Here is a 19713-nt window from a genome sequence, read left to right as displayed (position 1 = left end):
TTGGCCAAATGGCCAGGTTGCGTTAGGCAGGCGATCGCCGGAGAATGATTTGAAGCTGTCTTTTTCAGCCTCCGGAGGCCGTTATGGCTCATACAGCACATACCGATCACTTCGCGAGCTTCGCGGAGTTTTACCCGTACTACCTGAGCGAGCATCGCAACATCGCGTCGCGGCGGCTGCATTTCGTCGGCTCGCTCGGTGTAATTGGCTTTCTCGCGATGGCGCTCGCCACCGGCAACTGGGTATGGCTGCCGGCGACCGTGGTGTGCGGCTATGGTTTCGCGTGGGTCGGCCATTTCTTCTTCGAAAAGAACAAGCCGGCCACCTTCCGTCATCCGCTTTACAGCCTGATGGGCGACTGGGTGATGTTCAAGGACATCTGCGTGGGGAAGATATCGTTGTAGTTTTACCAGGTCGGCTCGAAGTCGAGCCGACCTGTCATGCCGCCTGGTGCGGCATCGAAGCCGCCGCACGTTCGTCTCCGGGTCGCGCCGCCCTTGCCGCCGCGCGCGAAGCGAGCAGCGCGGCGAGCGTCACCTTCAGCTGGTCGTTGTCGAGCGCGGCGAGCAGCATGCCGCCGTCAACCCGCGTGGAGTCGAGTTCGAGCTGATACGTGAGCTCCGCGCGGTCGATCACGAACAGGTCGTACAGCCGCTGCACGGTCACCTGCGCCGGGTTAGCGAGCAGCACGTAGTGCGGGCCGGTATGGTCCTCCTCCAGCCGCGCGATCCATTCGATCTCCTCGAGACGCTGCAACAGAATCAGCGTCGTATCCTTGTCGCGGCGAAGCATGCGTGCAAGCTCGGGCATCGTGTAGCCGCGTCTGCCGCCCTCACGCGCTTCGCACAGCCGCGCGAGCAATTCGAGCGAATCGAACAGATTGCTGCCATAGAACACCGGGCGGTGAAACTGACCGATGCGGATCGCCGGCAACGCCGATGCGATCATCGCGCCGGTCAGCGTGATGAACCAGCACAGATACATCCACACGAGGAACAGCGGCACCGCGGCGAACGCGCCGTACACGGCCGTATAGGTCGGAATACGGCGCACGTAGTACCCGAAGCCGCGCTTGGCGAGCTCGAACGCGACCGCGGCGATCACGCCGCCGACCACCGCGTCGCGCCATTCGACACGGCAGTTCGGCAAATAAACGTAAAGGATCGTGAACGCGAGCATCGTGAACGGCAGCGTGGCGCTCGCGAGCGCCCATTCGATCAGCGGTGTGATGCGCTGCGCGGCGCTGAACGACATCGATTGCGTGAACAGATACGACGAGATGGACAGGCTCACGCCGATCAGGATCGGACCGAGCGTGATGATCGCCCAGTACACGAGAATGCGCTGCGCGACGGGCCGCGCCTTGCGCACGCGCCAGATCACGTTGAACGCGGACTCGACGGTCATCATCGTCATCACCGCGGTGACGAACAGGATGATCATGCCGATCGTGGTCAGCCCTTTGGCCTTCGACGCGAACTGGTTCAGATACTTGAAGATCTGATCGTTCAGTTGCGCGGGCATCAGGTGATCGGCAAGAAAAAACTGCAACGACGCCTGGAACGAGCTGAAGATCGGAAACGCGGTGAACAGCGCAAACGCGACGGTGGCGAGCGGCACGAGTGCGAGCATCGTGGTGAACGTCAGGCTGCCCGCGACCTGCGGAATCCGGTCCTCGCCGATGCGTTGCGCGGCGAATGCCGCGAGCCGTTTGAGCGTGTCGAGATCGAAACGCACCCTAACCAACAAACCTGCCTCCTTGCTTGCTAAACCGTCGGAACGGGACTGCGGGAACCCCGTGCGGCGTTCGGCCGGACCTGCTGGCCGAACGGCTATGAATGGCCTGTGCAACGGACCGAACCCCTATAATACCCGTTCAATGATGAGGCCTATGAAAGACATTCTCGTGCTTTATTACAGCCGTCACGGCGCCACGCGCGAGCTCGCGCTGGCGATCGCGCACGGCGTCGACAGCGTCCCCGGCATGCAGGCGCGCGTGCGCACCGTACCGGCGGTTTCCACGGTCTGCGAGGCGAGCGAGCCGGACATTCCCGCCGAAGGACCACCGTACGTCGAGCTGCGTGACCTCGAAGAATGCGCGGGCCTCGCGCTCGGCTCGCCGACCCGCTTCGGCAACATGGCGGCCGCGCTCAAATACTTTCTCGACGGCACCACGCCGCAGTGGCTATCGGGCGCGCTGGCGGGCAAGCCGGCCTGCGTGTTCACGTCGACCGGCAGCCTGCACGGCGGCCAGGAATCCACGCTGCTGTCGATGATGCTGCCGCTGCTTCATCACGGCATGCTGATCGTCGGCATTCCGTACACGGAGAGCGTGCTGTCCACCACGCAAACCGGCGGTACGCCGTACGGCGCGTCGCATTTCTCGCGCGTGGGCACGACCGGCCATGGCATCTCCGCCGACGAACGGACGCTCGCCATCGCGCTGGGTGCGCGGGTTGCGCGCACGGCGGCGTCGATGTCAGAAAGGCCGTGAGCGCAAAGCCGTGAACGACCCGCACCCGCAACCAACCGACCGCGACGACGCCCGTCGGGACACCAGCGGCGCGGAATTCGCAAGCACGTCGGCAGCCGCAACCGTCGTACCCGTGCAGCCCAAAGCCGGCGCCGCGCTCGTCGCCGCTTTCACACTGGTCGCGATGATCGTGCTGGCGGTCGCATGGGAATGGTGGCTCGCGCCGTTGCGGCCTGGCGGCTCCCTGCTCGTGCTGAAGGCGTTGCCGCTGCTCTCCGCGTTGCCGGGCGTGTGGCGGCGTCGGCTCTATACGATGCAATGGGCGTCGATGCTGGTCCTGCTGTATTTCGCCGAAGGCGTCGTGCGCGGCTGGAGCGATCAAGGCCTGGGCGCGCGGCTCGGCTGGCTGCAAGCAGCGCTCGCCGTGATCTTCTTCACCTGCGCGCTCGCGTATGTGGGGCCGTTCAAGCGCGCGGCGAAACGCGCCGCGAAACAAGCCGCAAAGCAGGCCGTAAAGCAAACCACCCGCGAACCAACCCCGCCCGCCTGACGTCCAAGCTTCAAAACCGTCAACCGATCCACATGAACCACACCGCTTTTCTCGCCGCCTGCCGCGACGCCATCGGCGCGGCTCACGTCCTGACCGATCCGCACGACACCGCTCCCTTTCTGACCGACTGGCGCCGCCGCTACACCGGCGCGGCCTGCGCTGTGCTGTGCCCGGCCACGTCCGCGGAAGCCGCCGCGCTCGTCACACTCGCGGTCGAACATCGCGTCGCGCTGGTGCCCCAGGGCGGGAACACAGGCCTCGCGGGCGGCGCGACTCCTGACGCTAGCGGCACGCAAGCGGTCATCAGCCTGCGCCGATTGAATCGCGTGCGCGACATCGATCCGCACAACAACACGATCACCGTCGAAGCCGGCGTGATCCTCGCCGACGTGCAGAAGCACGCCGAAGCGGCCGGGCGTCTGTTTGCGCTGAGCCTCGCCGCCGAAGGCAGCTGCACGATCGGCGGCAATCTGTCGACCAACGCGGGCGGCACCGGCGTGCTCCGCTATGGCACCACGCGCGAGCTATGCCTCGGCCTCGAAGTGGTGACGCCGCAAGGCGAACTGTGGGACGGCCTGCGCGGGCTGCGCAAGGACAACACCGGCTACGATCTGCGCGACCTGTTCATCGGCGCGGAAGGCACGCTCGGCCTGATTACCGCGGCAGTGATGAAGCTGCATCCGCAGCCGGCGGCGCGCGTCACGGCGCTCGCCGCGCTCGCGTCGCCGCATGCGGCGCTCGATTTTCTCGCGCTCACGCAACGCGTCGCCGGGCCGCTGCTGACCGGCTTCGAGCTGATGTCGGATTTCTGCCTGCGCCTCGTCGGCCGGCATTTCGAACAGATGCGTTATCCGTTCGCCGAGCCGCATGCGCAAGTCGTGCTGCTCGAACTGTCGGACAGCGAAAGCGAAGAGCACGCGCGCACGCTGTTCGAGGGGCTGATGGAAACCGCGCTCGAACAGGGTCTCGTCGAAGACGCCGTGGTCGCGGAAAACCTCGCGCAGTCGCGCGCGTTCTGGAATCTGCGCGAGCACATTCCGCTCGCGCAGGCCGAGGAAGGGCTGAACATCAAGCACGACATCGCGGTGCCCATCTCACGCATCGGCCACTTCGTCGAAGCGACCGATGCCGCGATCGCGCAAGCCGCGCCGGGCGCGCGCATGGTCACGTTCGGCCATCTGGGCGACGGCAATCTGCACTACAACGTGCAGGCGCCCGAGGGCGTCGACGCGAAAGCGTTTCTGCGGCAGTACCAGAGCCCGATCAACCGGATCGTCTACGACAGCGTGAATGCGCACCGCGGCAGCATCAGTGCGGAACACGGACTCGGCCAACTGAAGATCGACGAGGCCGCGCACTACAAGCAGGACGTCGAGGTGCGGATAATGCGCGCGATCAAGCACGCGCTCGATCCGCTGAACCTGATGAATCCGGGCAAGGTGCTACGCTAATGTTTGAAGCCTCCGCGATCCGGCGCGGCGGCGTTTCGCAGGAGTCGCGTCCGTGAAGATTCGCGTGCTGTCCGATCTGCATCTGGAAAACGACGAGCCTGAACTGATCCCGCATGCGCAGGCGGATCTGGTCGTGCTGGCGGGCGACATTCACAACCATGGGGCCGGCCCGCGCTGGGCCGCACAGGCGTTCGACGACACGGTGCCGGTCGTCTACGTGCCCGGCAATCACGAGTACTACGACGGTGAGTTCGGCGCGCTGGAGAGCGCGACGCTCGACGCGGCCGCGCAGGTCGATAACGTGCACGTGCTGAACAACGCCACGCTCGTCGATAGCCAGGGGCGCTGGCGCGTGCTCGGCACGACGTTGTGGACCGACTTCGCGCTGTACGGCGCGACGCCCGAAGCTATCGAGGAATCGATCGTCGCCGCGCGCCGCGTCATGCTCGACTATCGCGGGCTGATCCAGATGAACTGGCCGCACGACCCGCGCGACACCGCGCGCGACTTCACGCCCGCCGACTCGCTCGCGCTGCACCAGCATGCGCGCGCGTGGCTCGAAAGCGAGCTGACCAAACCGTTCGCCGGCCAAACGATCGTGGTCACGCACCATGCGCCGCATCGGCTGAGTCTCGCCGAGCGCTTTGCCGAGGACCGCGCGTCGGCGGGCTTCGTCAATCACCTGCCGGAGCTCGTGCGCGCGCCCGTCGCGTTATGGATTCACGGCCACACGCATACGTCGTTCGACTATGTGGTGGACGGCACGCGTGTCGTGTGCAATCCGCGCGGCTATTTCGACCGGCGCAAGCGCGAGTGGGAAAATCCGCTGTTTGCGTGGGACAAGGTCGTCGAGATCTAGCTGGTTCTAGCGGGCCCGCTCACCGCTCACCGCTCTCGCCGCGGCGCATCTTGTGACTCGACCTCGACCGGCACGAGGCGCGGCTGCTGTACACGTATGCGTCGCAACAGATCACGCGACGCGGCGACGCCGATCAATCCAAACATGACGGCCAAGCCGATCATCAGGTGCGTATCCATGGATGTGTCGTCCTTCAGTGGTTGCGAGGTGCCGAACGGCGGCGAATCCAGCGCGTGCGGCCAGAGCGGCGACGCGTGAACGACACGTTAACAAATCGACTGCGCGGCAGAAGTAAAGAAATGTTGCGGCGCGGCGCGTGTGTAACACGCTGTCACGCCGCGCGCCCCTCGAACGTCAACCCATGACGAACCGGTCGGTCAGGTTCGCGCGAACTGCCGCAATTCTTCCTGATCCGCCGCGAGCGTCGAGGGCAACTCGTCGCGCAGGAACTCGACCCACGTGCGGATCTTCGCATCGAGATACTGCCGCGACGGATACAGCGCATACAGGTTCATCTGCTGCGACGTGTACTCGGGCAGCAGCCACACCAGCTCGCCGCTGCGCAAACCGCTGATCGCCGAGTAGATCGGAATCAGCGCGATACCCATGCCTTGGGCGACAGCCACGACCATCGCCTCGGCCACGTTCACCTGGAACGTCGCCGAGCCGAGCGACACGAGTTCCTCGCCGTTCGGGCCGTCGAAGGTCCATTTGTCGGGCGGGTACACCGGCGTCACCATCTGCAGGCAGTTGTGCTGCGCGAGATCCGCGGGTGTTTGCGGCACGCCGTGCCGCTCCAAATACGCAGGCGACGCGCACGCAATGCTGAACGCGCTGCCAATGCGCTGCGATACGAGCCCCGAGTCCGGCAGGCCGGTGGCGAGCGTCAGCGACACGTCGAAGCCTTCGTCGAGCAGATCCGGCATGCGCTGCGCGAGCGTCAGCTCGACATGCACGTCCGGGTAGCGCTGCTGATAACGGCTAACGGCCGGCACCACGTAGTGCTGGCCGAAGCTCGTCATCGCGTGAACCTTCAGCTTGCCGGATGGGCGCGCATGGGCGTCGCTCGCCTCGGCCTCCGCCTGATCCACGTACGCGAGGATCTGCTCACAGCGCTGCAGATAGCGCTCGCCCGCCTCGGTCAGCGCGATGCGGCGCGTGGTCCGGTTCAACAGCCGCGTGCGCAGATGCGCTTCCAGATCGGAAACCGCGCGCGACGCGTAGGCCGTCGTCGTGTTCAGATGCTGCGCGGCGCCAGTGAAGCTGCCCGCTTCGACGACGCGGACGAATACGCGCATGTTTTGAAGCGTGTCCATACCTATCCTCTGTCGACCGGAGTGGGCGCTTTCGCCCTTGCTCCGATCCCATGCAACACAGTTGCGAAAAATCGGCAGCGATTGTTACACGATCAGCAATGGCCATTATCTCATGTCTTGTAAAAATGCCTTGCATCATTACCGGTTATTCCGCAATTGATCGAAAAATATAATTGCGCACAAGGTTCTATAGTCAAATTTGGAGGAAATCGTGCAGTCTCCGGTACACAAAGGGATCGCCGCAGCCTCGGTTCTTACGATCCTATTAACAATCGCCGGATGCGCAAGTACCGGGGGCGTGGCGCCGCAAACGCGCACGATCAATCCTTCATCGCTCGACGCCGGCAACGCGATTCGTGCCGCCAACGCCGATGCCCAGTGGCCCGCCGCCGACTGGTGGCGCGCCTATAACGATCCGCAGCTGAACCAGTGGGTCGCGGACGCACAGGCCGGCAATCCGAGTCTCGCGGTCGCCCAGGCGCGCGTGCGCGAGGCGGCGTCGATGGCCGGTGTCGCGCGCGCGGCGCTCGCGCCGCAAGTCAACGGCAGCCTGTCGATCCAGCGCGAGCAGTGGCCCGACAACGTTTTCTACGGGCCGGGGCCGCTCGCCGGCGAGCAGTCGTGGAACAACACCGGCACGCTCGGCCTCTCCTATCACCTCGACTTCTGGGGCAAGGACAAGAACGCCGCCGAGCGCGCGCTCGACCTCGCGCACGCGAGCGCCGCCGACGCGCGCGCCGCGCAGCTCGAACTGCAGGCGAACGTCGTGCGCACTTATATCGAGATGTCGTTGAACTATGCGCTGCTCGACATCGCGAAGGCCACGCTGCAACAACAGCAGCAAATCGTCGACCTCGCGAACCGGCGCCTGAAGGGCGGCATCGGCACGCAGCTCGAAGTGAGCCAGGCCGAAACGCCGATGCCCGAGTACGAGCGCCAGATCGACGCGATCGAGGAGAAGATCGCGCTCGGCCGCAATCAGTTGGCCGCGCTCGCGGGCAAGGGTCCGGGCGCCGGCGACGCGATCCAGCGCCCGACCTTGTCGCTCGCCGCGCCCGCCGGTCTGCCGGCCGCGCTGCCGGCGGATCTGATCGGCCACCGCCCCGACGTGGTCGCGGCGCGCTGGACGGTCGCCGCACAGGCGCGCGGCATCGACGTCGCGAAGGCCGGGTTCTATCCGGACATCAACCTGCTCGCGTCGATCGGCGGCTATGCGGCGATGGGGCCGCTGTTCCAGTTCCTGAAGAGTCCGTCGCATAGCTGGAGCGTGGGCCCCGCGCTGACGCTGCCGATCTTCGACGGCGGCCGGCTGCGCTCTCAGCTCGGCGCCGCGTCGGCGGGCTACGACGAGGCGGTCGAGCGCTACAACCAGTCGATCGTCACCGCGCTGAAGGACATCTCCGATCAGGTGATCCGCATCCGTTCGCTGACCACCCAGGCCGACGACGCCGACCGCTCGGTCGCCGCCGCGCGCAGGAACTACGATCTGTCGCGCGAGGGCTTCCGGCGCGGCTTGACCGACTATCTGAACGTGCTGGTCGCGCAGAACCAGTTGCTGCGCGCGCAGGAAGGCGTCGCCAAGGTGCAAGCCGAGCGTCTCGGCGCGCATACGTCGCTAATGACGGCGCTCGGCGGCGGTCTCGACGATCCGGCCAACGGTCCGCGGGATAGCGAAACTTTGCCGGCGCATGGCAAGGGCAGCAACGAAGGCAAGAGCGGCTCGGCGGATAGCGGCACGGCGAAGGCAAAGGCGGATGCGAATGGCAACGCCACGACAAACGCAGTCACCACCGCCACCACCGCCTCGCGCGCCCCGAACGCGCCCGCGTCCGAGTAACAAAAGCCATGTCCTCCTCGTCCTCCCCGTCGACCGCGCGCCCCGCGTCGTTCGCCGCGCTCTACGAAGCCGCCGCCCACTGGGCGCGCACCGACGGCCTCGTGTGGATGTATCTGTTCAAAGCGCTCGCCGCGTGTTTCCTCGCGCTCGGCATCGCGATGAAACTCGATCTGCCGCAGCCGCGCACCGCGATGACCACCGTGTTCATCGTGATGCAGCCGCAAAGCGGCGCGGTGTTCGCGAAAAGCTTCTACCGGATCTGCGGCACGCTGGTCGGTCTGGTCGTGATGCTCGCGCTGATCGGCCTGTTCGCGCAGCAGCCGGAGCTGTTCCTGATCACGACCGCGATCTGGGTCGGCATCTGCACCGCCGGCGCCGCACGCAATCGCAACTTCCGTTCGTACGGTTTCGTGCTGGCCGGCTACACGGCCGCGCTGATCGGCATCCCGACCTGGCAGCATCCGGATGGCGCGTTCCTCAGTGCGCTCACGCGGGTCGCCGAAGTCGTGATCGGCATCATCTGCGCGGGCGCGGTCAGCGGCCTCGTGTTTCCGCAGTTCGCCGGCCAGCAGATGCGCAGCACCGTGCGCGCGCGCTTCTCGGCCTTCGTCGAATACGTGTCGGCGTCGCTGGCCGGGCGCAACGACCGCGCGCAGATCGAAGCGACCAATGCGCGCTTCGTCGCCGACATCGTCGGTTTCGAGGCCGCGCGCAGCATGGCCATGTTCGAAGGTCCCGATTCGCGGATGCGCGGCGGGCGCCTCGCGCGTCTGAACAGCGAGTTCATGACCGCGTCGACGCGCTTTCACGCGCTTGCATCAGTTGATGAACCGTCTGCGCGAGAACGGCACGCACGGCGCGGCGATCGCGATCGATGCGCTCGAGCCGTACTTCAAGGAGATCGCGCCGTTGCTCGCGAAGTCGGGCGAGCCGGTGCTGAGCGCGGCCGACGCCGCGCACGCCGCGGCGCAGCTCGACACCTACAGGAGCGAGTTGCCGAAACGCGTGCGCGCGACGCGCGACGAGCTCGAAACCCACCCCGACGCGCCGTTGCTCGATTTCGACACCGGTGCCGAGCTGCTGTACCGCTTCATCGACGACCTGCACGCGTATGCGGCGACCTACGCGTCGCTCGCGGTCGACACGCACGCGCGCGAACGCTGGATCGAGCGCTACGAACCGAAAACCAACGCGATCGCAGCCGGCGTCGCGGGCCTGCGCGCGGCCATCGTGATGCTGGTGCTCGGTGCGTTCTGGATCGCGACCGCGTGGCCGAGCGGCTCGACGCTGACGCTCGACGCGGCGGCCGTGTGCGCGCTCGCGTCGTCGTCGCCGGACCCGAAGCGCACCGCGTTCCAGATGGCCGGCGGCACGGTGCTCGCGGCGCTGATGGGCATGACCGCGGTGTTCGGCGTGTATCCGCACATCGACGGCTTCGTGATGCTGTGTGTCGCGCTCACGCCGTTCCTGCTGCTCGGCGTGTTCATGACCACGCGTGCGAAGCTCGCGGGCTACGGCGTCGGCTACTGCATCTTCTTCTGCTTCCTCGCCGGCCCCGACAACGTGATTCACTACGACCCGAGCTCGTTCATGAACGACGCGCTCGCGCTGGTGCTGTCGATGCTGGTGGCGTCGATCGCTTTTGCGGTGCTGCTGCCGCCGTCCACGCCGTGGCTGCGCAACCGCCTGCTCGTCGACCTGCGCCGCCAGGTGGTGCTGGCTGGCCGCGCGAGTCTTGCGCGCGTGCGCTCGCGCTTCGAGAGCGGTGCGCGCGATCTGATGTTCCAGATCAATTCGCTCTGGCAGAACGAGCCCGAAACGAAGCGCGACACGCTGCGCTGGCTGTTTTCGGTGCTGGAGGTCGGCAACGCGGTGATCGACCTGCGCCGCGAAATCGCGACGCTGCCCAACGAGCCGCGCTACCACAAGGCGGCGCCGTGGCGCGTCGCACTGCGCTCGCGGCGCTGTTCGAGCTGCCGCGGGAGCGGCACTTCGAACGCGCGCTCGCGGCGACCGCCGATGCGATCGCTCAAGTGCAGCAGCTGATGGCCGGCTTTACGCCATCGCGCGAAGAACGCCATCAACTGCTGCGCATTCTCAGTCAACTGCATTTCATCCGTACCGCGCTGCTCGATCCGCAGTCGCCGCTCGCCTCGGCGATCGGCGCGCGCGCGCACATCTCAGAAGAAGAAGGAGCTCCTCATGCCGCGTGATATCGCCGTGCTCGATGCCTATGTGCCGGCCATTCTGCTGCTGTTCATCACGGGCGCCGCGCTGACCTGGCTACTCGATCGCGTGATCGCCTATACGGGCCTGTATCGCGTGGTGTGGCATCCCTCCCTGTTCCGGGCGAGTTTGCTCGTGTCCGTGTGCGGCCTTCTCGGCCTCGCCGTTTATCGTTGATCAGAGTCGAAACATGACCATCCGAAATCTTGTGGGCTTCATCGCGACAGCCGTCATTTTCATCGTCGCGATCCTGATTGGCCGCGTGCTGTGGGTCCATTACATGGACGAACCGTGGACGCGCGACGGCCGCGTACGCGCCGAGATCGTCAACGTCGCGCCGGACGTGTCGGGCGCGATCGTCGATCTGCCGGTCAAGGACAACCAGTTCGTGAAGAAGGGCGACCTGCTGATGCAGATCGATCCGTCGCACTACCAGATCGCGGTCGAGCAGGCGCAGGCCGCGGTTGCCGCGCGCAAGGCCGAATTGCAGATGAAGCGCGACGACGCGCAACGGCGTGCGGACATGGACTCGCAGGTGGTGTCGAAGGAAAGCCGCGAAAACGCGACGCATACCGCGTCCGCCGCCGGTGCCGCCTATCAGCAGGCGCTCGCCGCGCTCGACGCCGCGAAGCTGAACCTCGAGCGCACGCGCGTCGTGTCGCCGGTCGATGGCTATGTGACGAACCTCTCGGTGTTCCGCGGCGACTATGCGACCGCCGGCGCGGCGAAGCTCGCGATCGTCGATAGTCACTCGTTCTGGGTGTATGGCTATTTCGAGGAAACCAAGCTGCCGCACGTGCGCATCGGCGATCAGGCCGAAGTGCGGCTGATGAGCGGCGGCACGCTGCAAGGCCATGTGGAGAGCATCTCGCGCGGCATCTACGACCGCGACAATCCGCAAAGCCACGAGCTGCTCGCGGACGTGAATCCGACCTTCAACTGGGTGCGCCTCGCGCAGCGCGTGCCGGTGCGTGTGAAGATCGACTCGGTGCCGGCCGATGTGATGCTGGCGGCGGGCACGACCTGCACGGTGGTCGTGCGGCCGGGGACGGGGTCCGGGTCTCACTCCGCGTCGGCCAATGCGAGCTGATGACCGCGCCGCTTTTTATAGGCGGAACTGCCGCATCGTCGCCTTCAGCCCTATCCGCCTTGTCGAGTGCGAGGCGGTTACGAACTTCTAACCTCTCGCCAGCGTGAAGCGGCGTCAAGGCAGCGGAAGCTTGCTGTCATCGAGCCGGCGCGGAGGATTGGCTCCCCAACGTGCTTTTATCTGTTCCGGAGTCTCGGGAGGCCATTTCACGCCCATCCTGATGATGCGATCTCGGATTTCGACCAGCTTCCTGTATGCCGGTGAATCAGGCGCGGAGGCATTAATGTCATCCCATATCCATAGTGGGAATGACTCGCCGTTAATGTTGTACGTGCTGGGGTTTGCCCCATGGTCCAGCAGGTAGTCAATCTGATCTAGCGCGCGATTTGCCAGCGCTTCATACAGCACTGAATTACGCAACGAATCACGCCGGTTCACATCTGCGCCACGCTCCACCAGCAGCTTGAGCGAGCCAGACGTCGACTCCTTTGCAACATCAAAAATTATCGGGGTGCCTTCTGCAATCAAATTTGGATCAACACCGCCGTCCAGCATCGCACGCAGGAATTCCGGGTGCGAGCTGTTGAGCATGACGCCGAGCGGATCGCCAAAATCCGGCACTTCCTGCAAAGGATCGGCCCCGGCCCTCACCACCTCCGACGCTAACGCAAGCCGATGCGGGTCGCGCTGCAACGCCTCCTGAAACGCAAAAAACAGCATCGTCATGTTCTTGCGCCCCGGCGTATTCAGGTCCGTCTTCGGCGCCAGTCGCCTGACCTGCTCCATGTCACCGCGCTCGATGGCCTGCGCCAGTTCGAGTTGCGGGCCGCTAAAAAAATCAGTGGCGGAAAATTTTTTCATTGCATGAACCACAGGGAGTAGCGCCAGTAACAGCACCGGCACGATAAGGATTCGGCTGAGTGTTTTCATCGCTTTCAGCCCTGTCATGACAGTGTTTCAAGTACGGAGATGTCCTCCGCCTTCTGCTGCTCGATGCCGTCAATTGCCTGCTTGATGAAGTGCCGCGACACGGGCGAGCCGCTGCCGGGAAGGAGATACGGAGTACCGGCTGCATCGGGCAGGGGCGTCCATGTCTGTGCGACGGTCAGAATGTCGCCGTTCACATGGTACGCATTGATGTTCGATGGTGTGACCTGCCCGCCATAATGCCGGACCGTCTTCGGGTGCAGGCCCGCTGCATTGAAGCTCCAACAGTTCTTGCCGCTGGCCAAAGATGCGGCCGAACACAGACCGCCACCCAGCGAGTGCCCTGCAATATCAATTGGCGCCTGTGTGCGGCGCATCTTCCATCCAATATCTACGGCTCGCTCATAGTAAGGCGATTCCATATCCACGCTTTGGCTGAAGTTGTTCGACCAATCGGCCAGACTCGTCGTTTCGGTTCCCTTGAACGCGAGGGCGGGCTTCATATCGATACCGAAGATCGCCGAATCCGGTTCGTATAGCTGCGCCCTGAAGTTCGAGCCCTTGATTTTCAGGTCTTTTGGCTTCAAGCCATACCGATCCAGAAATTCCGTATCCCCGCTGCGGTTCGCCCACCCTTCCGGCACCGGCCCGGACGGCTCGTAGACATGATCGGAGAGTCTGGCCTTCTCCACCGCGACATTGTTGCGCGCGAGCCGTTCAGCCGCCGCCCGCACGCGCCCTGACATGGCCGCATTGCCCGCCGCAATCAGCGCCTTGCGCGTCTGCCACCGCTGCGCCTTGGTCAGTGCCTGCGGTATCTCGATGTGTGGCGGTGTCACCCTGGCTGCGCGCGCAGCGGCTAACTGGGCTTGCCAGGTGGCCGGATCATACTCGACGGACTGAATGGGTTCGCCGTCCGGATGACTGCCGGTCCTCGCAACGGGATTCCTCAGCGGCGCGCTGCGGTAACGTGACGGAAACAGGCCATTACGCGGACCTCTAATGGCAAGCAGTTTGCCCCGGCGAACCTCTTCGAGAAGAGCAACGATGACCCACCATCCATCGGTGTCGGGGTTACGGTACCGCGCGCTATGGAAAAACAGCCAGCCAGTCTTCTGGATACGCCTGACCAGCTTCCGGTCCTCCTCCCACTTCCTGTGATTCAGTGCGGCAATCTCGAGAAATTCCCGGGTCTCCGCCCTGGCCCTCTGACGGACTGCGGCCTTGCCAAGGCACGCTTTATAGTGCCACTCGTCACAGATGACGTAACAGGCACCCGGTGGCCGCTGACAGAACAGCTCCACGGAGTGCATCTCAAATACGGACAGGGACATAGGTGTGTCGTTGGTCTATCTGAAGTCGCTGCCGGAGTTGACAGCAGTCAGATAATTACCGTGCGACAGGTAGTCCGTACATGGGCGACCGCCCAAAATCGGCTTTCGATGAACCTCGCGATGTTCGGCTGCGACTATGCAACCGCCGACGCCGCGAAGCTCGCGATCGTCGATAGTCACTCGTTCTGGGTGTATGGCTATTTCGAGGAAGCCAGGCTGCCGCACGTGCGCGTCAGCGATCAGGCCGAAGTGCCTCGCGCAACGCGTGCCTGTGCGCGTGAAGATCGACTCGATGCCGGCCGATCTGATGCTGGCGGCGGGCACGACCTGCATGGTGGCCGTGCGCCCGGGAACGGGTTCCAGCTCCCACCGCACCGCTTTTTAAATCCGGAACTGCCCCACCATCGCCTTCAGCCCGCGCGCCTGATCGTCGAGCGAGCGGGCCGCGGCGGTGGCCTCCTCCACCAGCGCGGCGTTCTGCTGCGTGCCCGCGTCCATCTGCGTGACCGCGAGATTGATCGCCTCGATACCGGCGCTCTGCTCGGACGACGCCGCCGAAATCTCGCCGATGATGTCGGTCACGCGCTTCACGGCCTTGACGACTTCGTCCATCGTCTGACCGGCGTCCGCGGCGAGCGTCGAGCCATTGCCGACGCGCTCGACCGACGTCTGGATCAAGCCTTTGATCTCTTTCGCGGCCGCAGCGCTCCGTTGCGCCAGATTGCGCACTTCCGCCGCCACCACCGAAAAGCCGCGCCCCTCCTCGCCCGCGCGCGCCGCTTCGACGGCCGCGTTCAGCGCGAGGATGTTGGTCTGGAACGCGATCCCCTCGATCACGCCGATGATGTCGCCGATGCTGCGCGCGCTGTCGTTGATGTCGTTCATCGTCGCGACCACGCGGCTCACAACCGCGCCGCCCTGCTCGGCGATCTCCGACGCGTTGTTCGCGAGCGTGCTCGCCTGCTTCGCGTTGTCGGCGTTCTGACGGACCGTCGACGTCAGCTGTTCCATGCTGCTCGCGGTGCGCTCGAGCGCGAGCGCCTGCTGCTCGGTGCGTTGCGACAGGTCCAGGTTGCCCATCGAAATCTGTCCGGACGCGGTCGCGATCGCATCGGCGCTCGATGCGATGTCGGCGACCGTCGTCGCGAGTCCGCTTTGCATGTCGGACAGCGCGAACAGCATGCTCGAACGGTCCTTGCCGCCGAGCGCGATGCGATTCGACAGATCGCCCGCGGCGATGCGGCGCGCGATTTCCTTCGCGTACGCGGGCTCGCCGCCGAGCTGCGCGGTGAGCCGCCGCACGACCCACGCCGCGATGCCGAACGCGAGCACGATCAGTGCGAGCGTCATCACCGCGATCATCACGAACGACGACTGGTAGATGAAGCCGGACGCGTCGATCGTCGCCTTCGCGGCGGTGCCGCGCTGGGCGACGAGTTCGTCGACGAGCTTTTCGAGCTTGCCGGTTTCGACGAGCAGCGACACGTCCTGCGTGCCGACCTGCCAGTTCATCTGCGACAGATCGAGCGGCTGCGCTTTCACGAGCGTGACGAAGTCGCGCAGATGGGTGCTCCAGGTCCCGATCGCCGCAGCGAACGCCTTCTGCGCGGCGACCGCCTTCGCGTCGGACGGATCGACGTACTGCTGCAGCGTGCGCAGTTGCTCGTTCAGACCGGCGAGGCCGCGCTCGATGTCGGCGCCGAGTTCGTCGCGCTCCTTCGCGGTGGTCGCGGTCAGCAGCATCTTTTGCGCGCGGCTCGCGCGCAGCATGTGACCGCGCGCTTCCTCGGCGGCGCGGCTCGCGACGTGGCCCTGGTCGTAGATCGATTGCGTGGACGCGTTCAGCCGGCCGATCTGCAGCAGCGAAAACACGCCGATCAGCAGCGTGCCGGCGAGCAGGATCGCGAACGCGATCCGCAGCGTCGCCTTGACCGACAGGCCGTTGAACTTCGTTGCCGCCGCGCTCTGTGCCACTGCTTCCATAGTCCCCCACCCCATGTGTCGACGCGCCGGAAAGATCGGTTCCGGCGTCCCCGCTTGTCTCTCCGGGTCTACGGCAGCCTGCCGCGCGATCTTGAATGTCGCGCGATCAGACGGCGGCGGGTCGTGCGCCGCCGGCCGCTCCCGGTCCCATGTCCGACGCGCCGCTTCGTGAGCCGCGCATTCGCGAGCGCTTTATACCGCAGACAAAAACCCGCCAAAAATGCGTTGACAACGCGGAGCAGACGATTCGCCTTTCCCAGCCGAAAGCGAAGTCATCCTGCCCCGTGTCCGATTCGCGACAAAACTTGTCCTTACAATTCGCTCCGGCCACATTAAACTTCGGCTGAATAGTCAAAGCGCCGGTTGCCGCGACCAAACGACGCAGCAGTTGGCGGAACGCGCCTAGAAGCGCGCTGCCGCACCGGTTCCAGCGCCGATTTTTTCTCCCATTTGCCTGATCTTCTTCTACTCGCGTATGGAAACGAGCCTCGACAAAAGCGCCCTCGCCGGCGCATCCGCCACGGGGGCGAGCGCGTCCCCGGTCGCCGCCGCGCCGGCGGCCGCCAAAGTGCAGCGCACGGTGTATTCCGTGCTCGGTGCAATCAGCTTTTCGCACCTGCTCAACGACATGATCCAGTCGCTGATCCTCGCCATCTACCCGATGTTCAAGGACAACTTCTCGTTGTCGTTCGGGCAGATCGGTCTGATCACGCTGACCTACCAGATCACCGCGTCGCTGCTGCAGCCGCTCGTCGGCAGCTATACCGACAAGCATCCGAAGCCGTACTCGCTGCCGGTCGGCATGGGCTTCACGCTTGCCGGCCTGCTGCTGATGTCGGTTGCGCCGAACTTCAGCGTGCTGCTGGTCGCCGCGGCGCTGGTCGGCTGCGGGTCGTCGGTGTTTCATCCGGAGTCGTCGCGGGTCGCGCGGATGGCGTCGGGCGGCCGTCACGGTCTCGCGCAGTCGCTGTTCCAGGTTGGCGGCAATGCGGGTTCGTCGCTCGGGCCGCTGCTGGCCGCGCTGATCGTGATTCCGCATGGCCAGCGCAGCATCGCGTGGTTCTCGGCGGCGGCGCTCGTCGCGATCGTCGTGCTCACGCAGATCGGCCGCTGGTACAAGCGGCATCCGTCGGTCAGGAAAGCGCGCGGCCAGGCGGCGCATGCGGCGCTGCCGCGTAACAAGATCATCCTCGCGATGAGCGTGCTGGTGTTGCTGGTGTTCTCCAAGTACTTCTACCTCGCGAGCCTCAACAGCTATTTCACGTTCTATCTGATCGACAAGTTCCATCTGTCGGTGCAGGCCGCGCAGATTCATCTGTTCGTGTTCCTCGCGGCAGTCGCGGCGGGGACGGTGATCGGCGGGCCGATTGGCGACAGGATCGGGCGCAAGTATGTGATCTGGGTGTCGATTCTTGGCGTCGCGCCTTTCACGCTGCTGCTGCCGTATGCGAATCTGTTCTGGACAGGGGTGCTGACTGTTGTGATCGGGGTGGTGCTCGCTTCTGCGTTCTCGGCGATTCTTGTTTATGCGCAGGAGTTGATTCCTGGGAAGGTGGGGATGGTGGCGGGGTTGTTCTTTGGTTTTGCCTTTGGGTTGGGCGGCGTTGGCGCCGCGGTGCTGGGGCAATTGGCTGACGCGACTAGTATTGGGTTCGTTTATAAGGTTTGTTCGTTCTTGCCGTTGATTGGGGTGCTCACTGTTTTGTTGCCGGATGTTGAAGAGAAGCGGGTGAAGGGGTGATATCGCTGCGGGATGGGGCTTTTTTCGTTGTTCTGGTTTCTTTGGCTTTTCCTTGCTGACTTGTCGGTCTATTAGCGTTGCCCCGCGTTGCGGCGACTGCGCGGAAACGGCGCAGGCGGTCTGTCAGAACTGCCCCGTCACCTGGAATCCGAGCGTCACGCGCGCAGTTGGAAAGCCCGACGGTTTATAGATCGGCGTACCTGCAAACAGGTCATAGGCGAGCGCACCGAGCTTTGCCGATACGCTGCCGCGCGCACCGATCACCGCGCCCGCGAGTTGGGTACCGGCGAGAAATGCGGTGTTCGGCCCGAACACGCGGCCGTAGTCGATACCCGCATACACAGACTGGCCCGTCGAGCCGATGGGTAACTGAAGGTCATTGCGCCAGAAGAAACCGCGCTCGGCGGCCAGCATCGTTTCGCCGTCGAAGCCGCGCACCGTGTAGCGGCTGCCGATGGTCAGGTCATCGATATAGTTGAGCGTGTTGTTGGTGAACTGTCCGTGAACGCTTGTGACGTAGCGTAGCGGCTGGTTCGCAATCTGGAACGGCACCGACAGGTTCGCGTCGAGGACGGCCATGCGAAAGCGGTAGGTCGGGCCATTCTCGTAAAAGTCTGCTGTCGCCCCAAGTCCGCCCACACCCTGACGGTACGCGAGACTGCCGTCGAACTGCGACGCGCCGAAGTAATGACGGTCAGTTAGCCCCGCCTCGATGAAGGTGTTGTTGCGATGCTGCTGCGGAATATCGGTATCTTCGATGAAGCTCTCGCCAAAGCGCTTCGTCAGCCGGAACTGCACGCCGAGTACGTTGTTCTGGCTGCGCATGAGGACACGCGCCAGTTTGAAATCGACCGTCTGCGAATTGCCGCTCGACACGAAAGTCGTGTTGACGCCCGCGATCTGCTGGTAGTACGTGTTCGTATAGGCTGACAGCGTGCCGGTCCAATAGCCCCACGGAACGGAATAGAAGCCGTTCCAGCCGTGCGAACCGAGACCTTTGTCACCAAATTCGAGGTCCTGACTCACGCCGACGTTGAAAACGTCGTTCAGCCCGAGCGGATTGTCGATGCCAAGGCTCAGGTTGCCTTGCAGCTTGCCGGTGGCCCGCGTGCCCGAGTTGTCCACCGAGGCGACGACTGTCCACGGCTTCGCGCGCTTTACCGTGACGACAATGTCGCTTTCGCCGGGTACATCAGTCGGCTCGATTTTCATGTCCACGTCCTGACTGCTGACGCGCTTCATCTGTTCGAGTCCCTGTTCGAGGTCGCGCAGGTTCAGCAGGTCACCCTCACGGGCCGGGAAGGCGGTTTTCCACGTGCCGCGCGTGGCAGGTTCGGCGAAGCGGATCGCACGCACAACACCCGGCACCAGCGCGAACTTCAGCGTGCCGCTAGAGAGGTCCTGCTCGGGCAGCAGCACGCGCGTGGTGATGTAGCCCCGGCTCAGGATGACTTGTTGCAGTCCCTTCGTGAGCATGTCGAGTCCTGCCTTGCCCACGCATTGCGCCCTGTAGTGGTCGAGCCATTCGCGGGCGAACGCGAAGCGGTCGAGCGGCAACGCGGATGCGCCTTGCGAGGCACGGCATCAGCTAGCGTCGCTGGCACGTCAAGCACGAACGAGTCAATGCGGAAGCACGGCGTTTCAGCCGGCAGATCTGGCCAGCCAGAGGCGCGCTCAACCGTCGAGCGCACCGAAGGCGCATTAACCGTCGCTTCGCGTTCCTGTGCATTGCGTTGCTGCTCGACCTGCTGGTTCTGCTCGGCGTTGGCGCGTGCCGCTGCTGCTTTATCCGCCGGTGTGGGCGTCGGCGTCTGCTGCGCGTGCGCGAGCGTTATCAGGGCTGTAAGCGGCAATGCCGCCAGCCTCTTTGAGACTTTCATTACTAAATTGGTCCTCGATTCTGCGAGTGGTGCTTTGATCACCCGT

Annotated in this window: 16 protein-coding genes and 3 pseudogenes; 12 read left to right on the top strand and 7 right to left on the bottom strand. The window is 64.6% G+C overall.

The genetic code is table 11. From position 1 onward, the window contains the following. The first annotated feature begins 83 nt into the window (after positions 1-83). A complete protein-coding gene (locus QFZ94_RS18270) occupies positions 84-404 on the top strand; it encodes an Mpo1-like protein (RefSeq protein ID WP_429458619.1) in 321 nt (106 codons plus the stop codon). A gap of 34 nt (positions 405-438) precedes the next feature. Here QFZ94_RS18270 and QFZ94_RS18265 read toward each other — a convergent pair whose 3' ends face one another. Continuing rightward, positions 439-1749 carry a YihY family inner membrane protein gene (locus tag QFZ94_RS18265; protein WP_410847790.1) on the bottom strand — a complete coding sequence of 437 codons (1311 nt, stop codon included), beginning with the start codon at positions 1747-1749 and terminating at the stop codon, positions 439-441. Positions 1750-1891: 142 nt separating this feature from the next. Here QFZ94_RS18265 and wrbA point away from each other — a divergent pair, with 142 nt between their 5' ends. Genes wrbA through QFZ94_RS18245 form a run of 4 tightly spaced genes read left to right on the top strand, consistent with a single transcriptional unit; the run spans position 1892 to position 5333 of the window. Next, entirely contained in the window at positions 1892-2494 is a 603-nt protein-coding gene (gene wrbA / locus QFZ94_RS18260) for an NAD(P)H:quinone oxidoreductase (RefSeq protein ID WP_429458618.1), read from the top strand. A gap of 10 nt (positions 2495-2504) precedes the next feature. Continuing rightward, on the top strand, positions 2505-3023 hold the full coding sequence (locus tag QFZ94_RS18255; RefSeq protein WP_429458616.1) for a DUF2069 domain-containing protein: 519 nt from the start codon (positions 2505-2507) through the stop codon (positions 3021-3023). A gap of 32 nt (positions 3024-3055) precedes the next feature. After that, the gene (locus tag QFZ94_RS18250; RefSeq protein WP_429458614.1) at positions 3056-4474 is read left to right on the top strand and encodes an FAD-binding oxidoreductase; all 1419 of its coding nucleotides are present in this window, start codon (positions 3056-3058) and stop codon (positions 4472-4474) included. Positions 4475-4526: 52 nt separating this feature from the next. Beyond that, a complete protein-coding gene (locus tag QFZ94_RS18245; RefSeq protein ID WP_429458612.1) occupies positions 4527-5333 on the top strand; it encodes a metallophosphoesterase in 807 nt (268 codons plus the stop codon). A 26-nt stretch (positions 5334-5359) separates the two neighbouring features. On the opposite strand, the gene QFZ94_RS18240 is transcribed toward QFZ94_RS18245, so the two are convergent. Both QFZ94_RS18240 and QFZ94_RS18235 read right to left on the bottom strand, forming a co-directional pair. Beyond that, a complete protein-coding gene (locus QFZ94_RS18240) occupies positions 5360-5512 on the bottom strand; it encodes a hypothetical protein (protein WP_368586537.1) in 153 nt (50 codons plus the stop codon). A gap of 198 nt (positions 5513-5710) precedes the next feature. Further along, positions 5711-6649, bottom strand: coding sequence for a LysR family transcriptional regulator (locus QFZ94_RS18235; RefSeq protein ID WP_368586538.1), 939 nt, complete (start codon positions 6647-6649; stop codon positions 5711-5713). 211 nt (positions 6650-6860) lie between these two features. Here QFZ94_RS18235 and QFZ94_RS18230 point away from each other — a divergent pair, with 211 nt between their 5' ends. The 5 genes and pseudogenes from QFZ94_RS18230 to QFZ94_RS18210 all read left to right on the top strand — a co-directional run bounded on the left by QFZ94_RS18230 (position 6861) and on the right by QFZ94_RS18210 (position 11802). Beyond that, positions 6861-8486 carry an efflux transporter outer membrane subunit gene (locus QFZ94_RS18230; RefSeq protein ID WP_429458609.1) on the top strand — a complete coding sequence of 542 codons (1626 nt, stop codon included), beginning with the start codon at positions 6861-6863 and terminating at the stop codon, positions 8484-8486. Positions 8487-8494: 8 nt separating this feature from the next. Next, positions 8495-10532: pseudogene (locus QFZ94_RS18225) on the top strand (FUSC family protein). Next, positions 10532-10699 carry a hypothetical protein gene (locus tag QFZ94_RS18220; protein ID WP_429458607.1) on the top strand — a complete coding sequence of 56 codons (168 nt, stop codon included), beginning with the start codon at positions 10532-10534 and terminating at the stop codon, positions 10697-10699. Before QFZ94_RS18225 ends, QFZ94_RS18220 begins: the two are co-directional and overlap by 1 nt. Next, positions 10689-10889: a DUF1656 domain-containing protein gene (locus QFZ94_RS18215; RefSeq protein WP_429458606.1), complete on the top strand. Its 201-nt coding sequence runs from the start codon at positions 10689-10691 to the stop codon at positions 10887-10889. Before QFZ94_RS18220 ends, QFZ94_RS18215 begins: the two co-directional genes overlap by 11 nt. A gap of 13 nt (positions 10890-10902) precedes the next feature. Further along, positions 10903-11802: an efflux RND transporter periplasmic adaptor subunit gene (locus tag QFZ94_RS18210; protein WP_429458604.1), complete on the top strand. Its 900-nt coding sequence runs from the start codon at positions 10903-10905 to the stop codon at positions 11800-11802. A 114-nt stretch (positions 11803-11916) separates the two neighbouring features. On the opposite strand, the gene QFZ94_RS18205 is transcribed toward QFZ94_RS18210, so the two are convergent. Together QFZ94_RS18205 and QFZ94_RS18200 are read right to left on the bottom strand one after the other, a co-directional pair. Beyond that, positions 11917-12750, bottom strand: a complete 834-nt coding sequence (locus tag QFZ94_RS18205; RefSeq protein ID WP_429458602.1) for an ankyrin repeat domain-containing protein — start codon at positions 12748-12750, stop codon at positions 11917-11919. Next, positions 12747-14063 carry a hypothetical protein gene (locus QFZ94_RS18200; RefSeq protein ID WP_429458600.1) on the bottom strand — a complete coding sequence of 439 codons (1317 nt, stop codon included), beginning with the start codon at positions 14061-14063 and terminating at the stop codon, positions 12747-12749. The genes QFZ94_RS18205 and QFZ94_RS18200 overlap by 4 nt, the downstream gene beginning before the upstream one ends. 111 nt (positions 14064-14174) lie before the next feature. On the opposite strand from QFZ94_RS18200, the pseudogene QFZ94_RS18195 reads away from it, so the two are divergent. Then, a pseudogene (locus QFZ94_RS18195) lies at positions 14175-14448 on the top strand (efflux transporter periplasmic adaptor subunit); the annotation flags it as partial. Here the strand turns inward: QFZ94_RS18195 and QFZ94_RS18190 are convergent. Next, the gene (locus QFZ94_RS18190) at positions 14445-16046 is read right to left on the bottom strand and encodes a methyl-accepting chemotaxis protein (RefSeq protein WP_429458598.1); all 1602 of its coding nucleotides are present in this window, start codon (positions 16044-16046) and stop codon (positions 14445-14447) included. The pseudogene QFZ94_RS18195 and the gene QFZ94_RS18190 overlap by 4 nt on opposite strands. 475 nt (positions 16047-16521) lie before the next feature. Between QFZ94_RS18190 and QFZ94_RS18185 the strand changes: the two genes are divergently transcribed. After that, positions 16522-17787, top strand: coding sequence for an MFS transporter (locus QFZ94_RS18185; RefSeq protein ID WP_368587183.1), 1266 nt, complete (start codon positions 16522-16524; stop codon positions 17785-17787). Positions 17788-17910: 123 nt separating this feature from the next. Here QFZ94_RS18185 and QFZ94_RS18180 read toward each other — a convergent pair. Beyond that, positions 17911-19667: pseudogene (locus QFZ94_RS18180) on the bottom strand (ShlB/FhaC/HecB family hemolysin secretion/activation protein). Positions 19668-19713: the final 46 nt, after the last annotated feature.

Source organism: Paraburkholderia sp. JPY465 (genome assembly GCF_050436725.1).
Classification (GTDB): domain Bacteria; phylum Pseudomonadota; class Gammaproteobacteria; order Burkholderiales; family Burkholderiaceae; genus Paraburkholderia; species Paraburkholderia youngii.
Note: the sequence above shows the minus strand (reverse complement) of the source record. Positions and strands in the feature narration are given on the sequence as shown.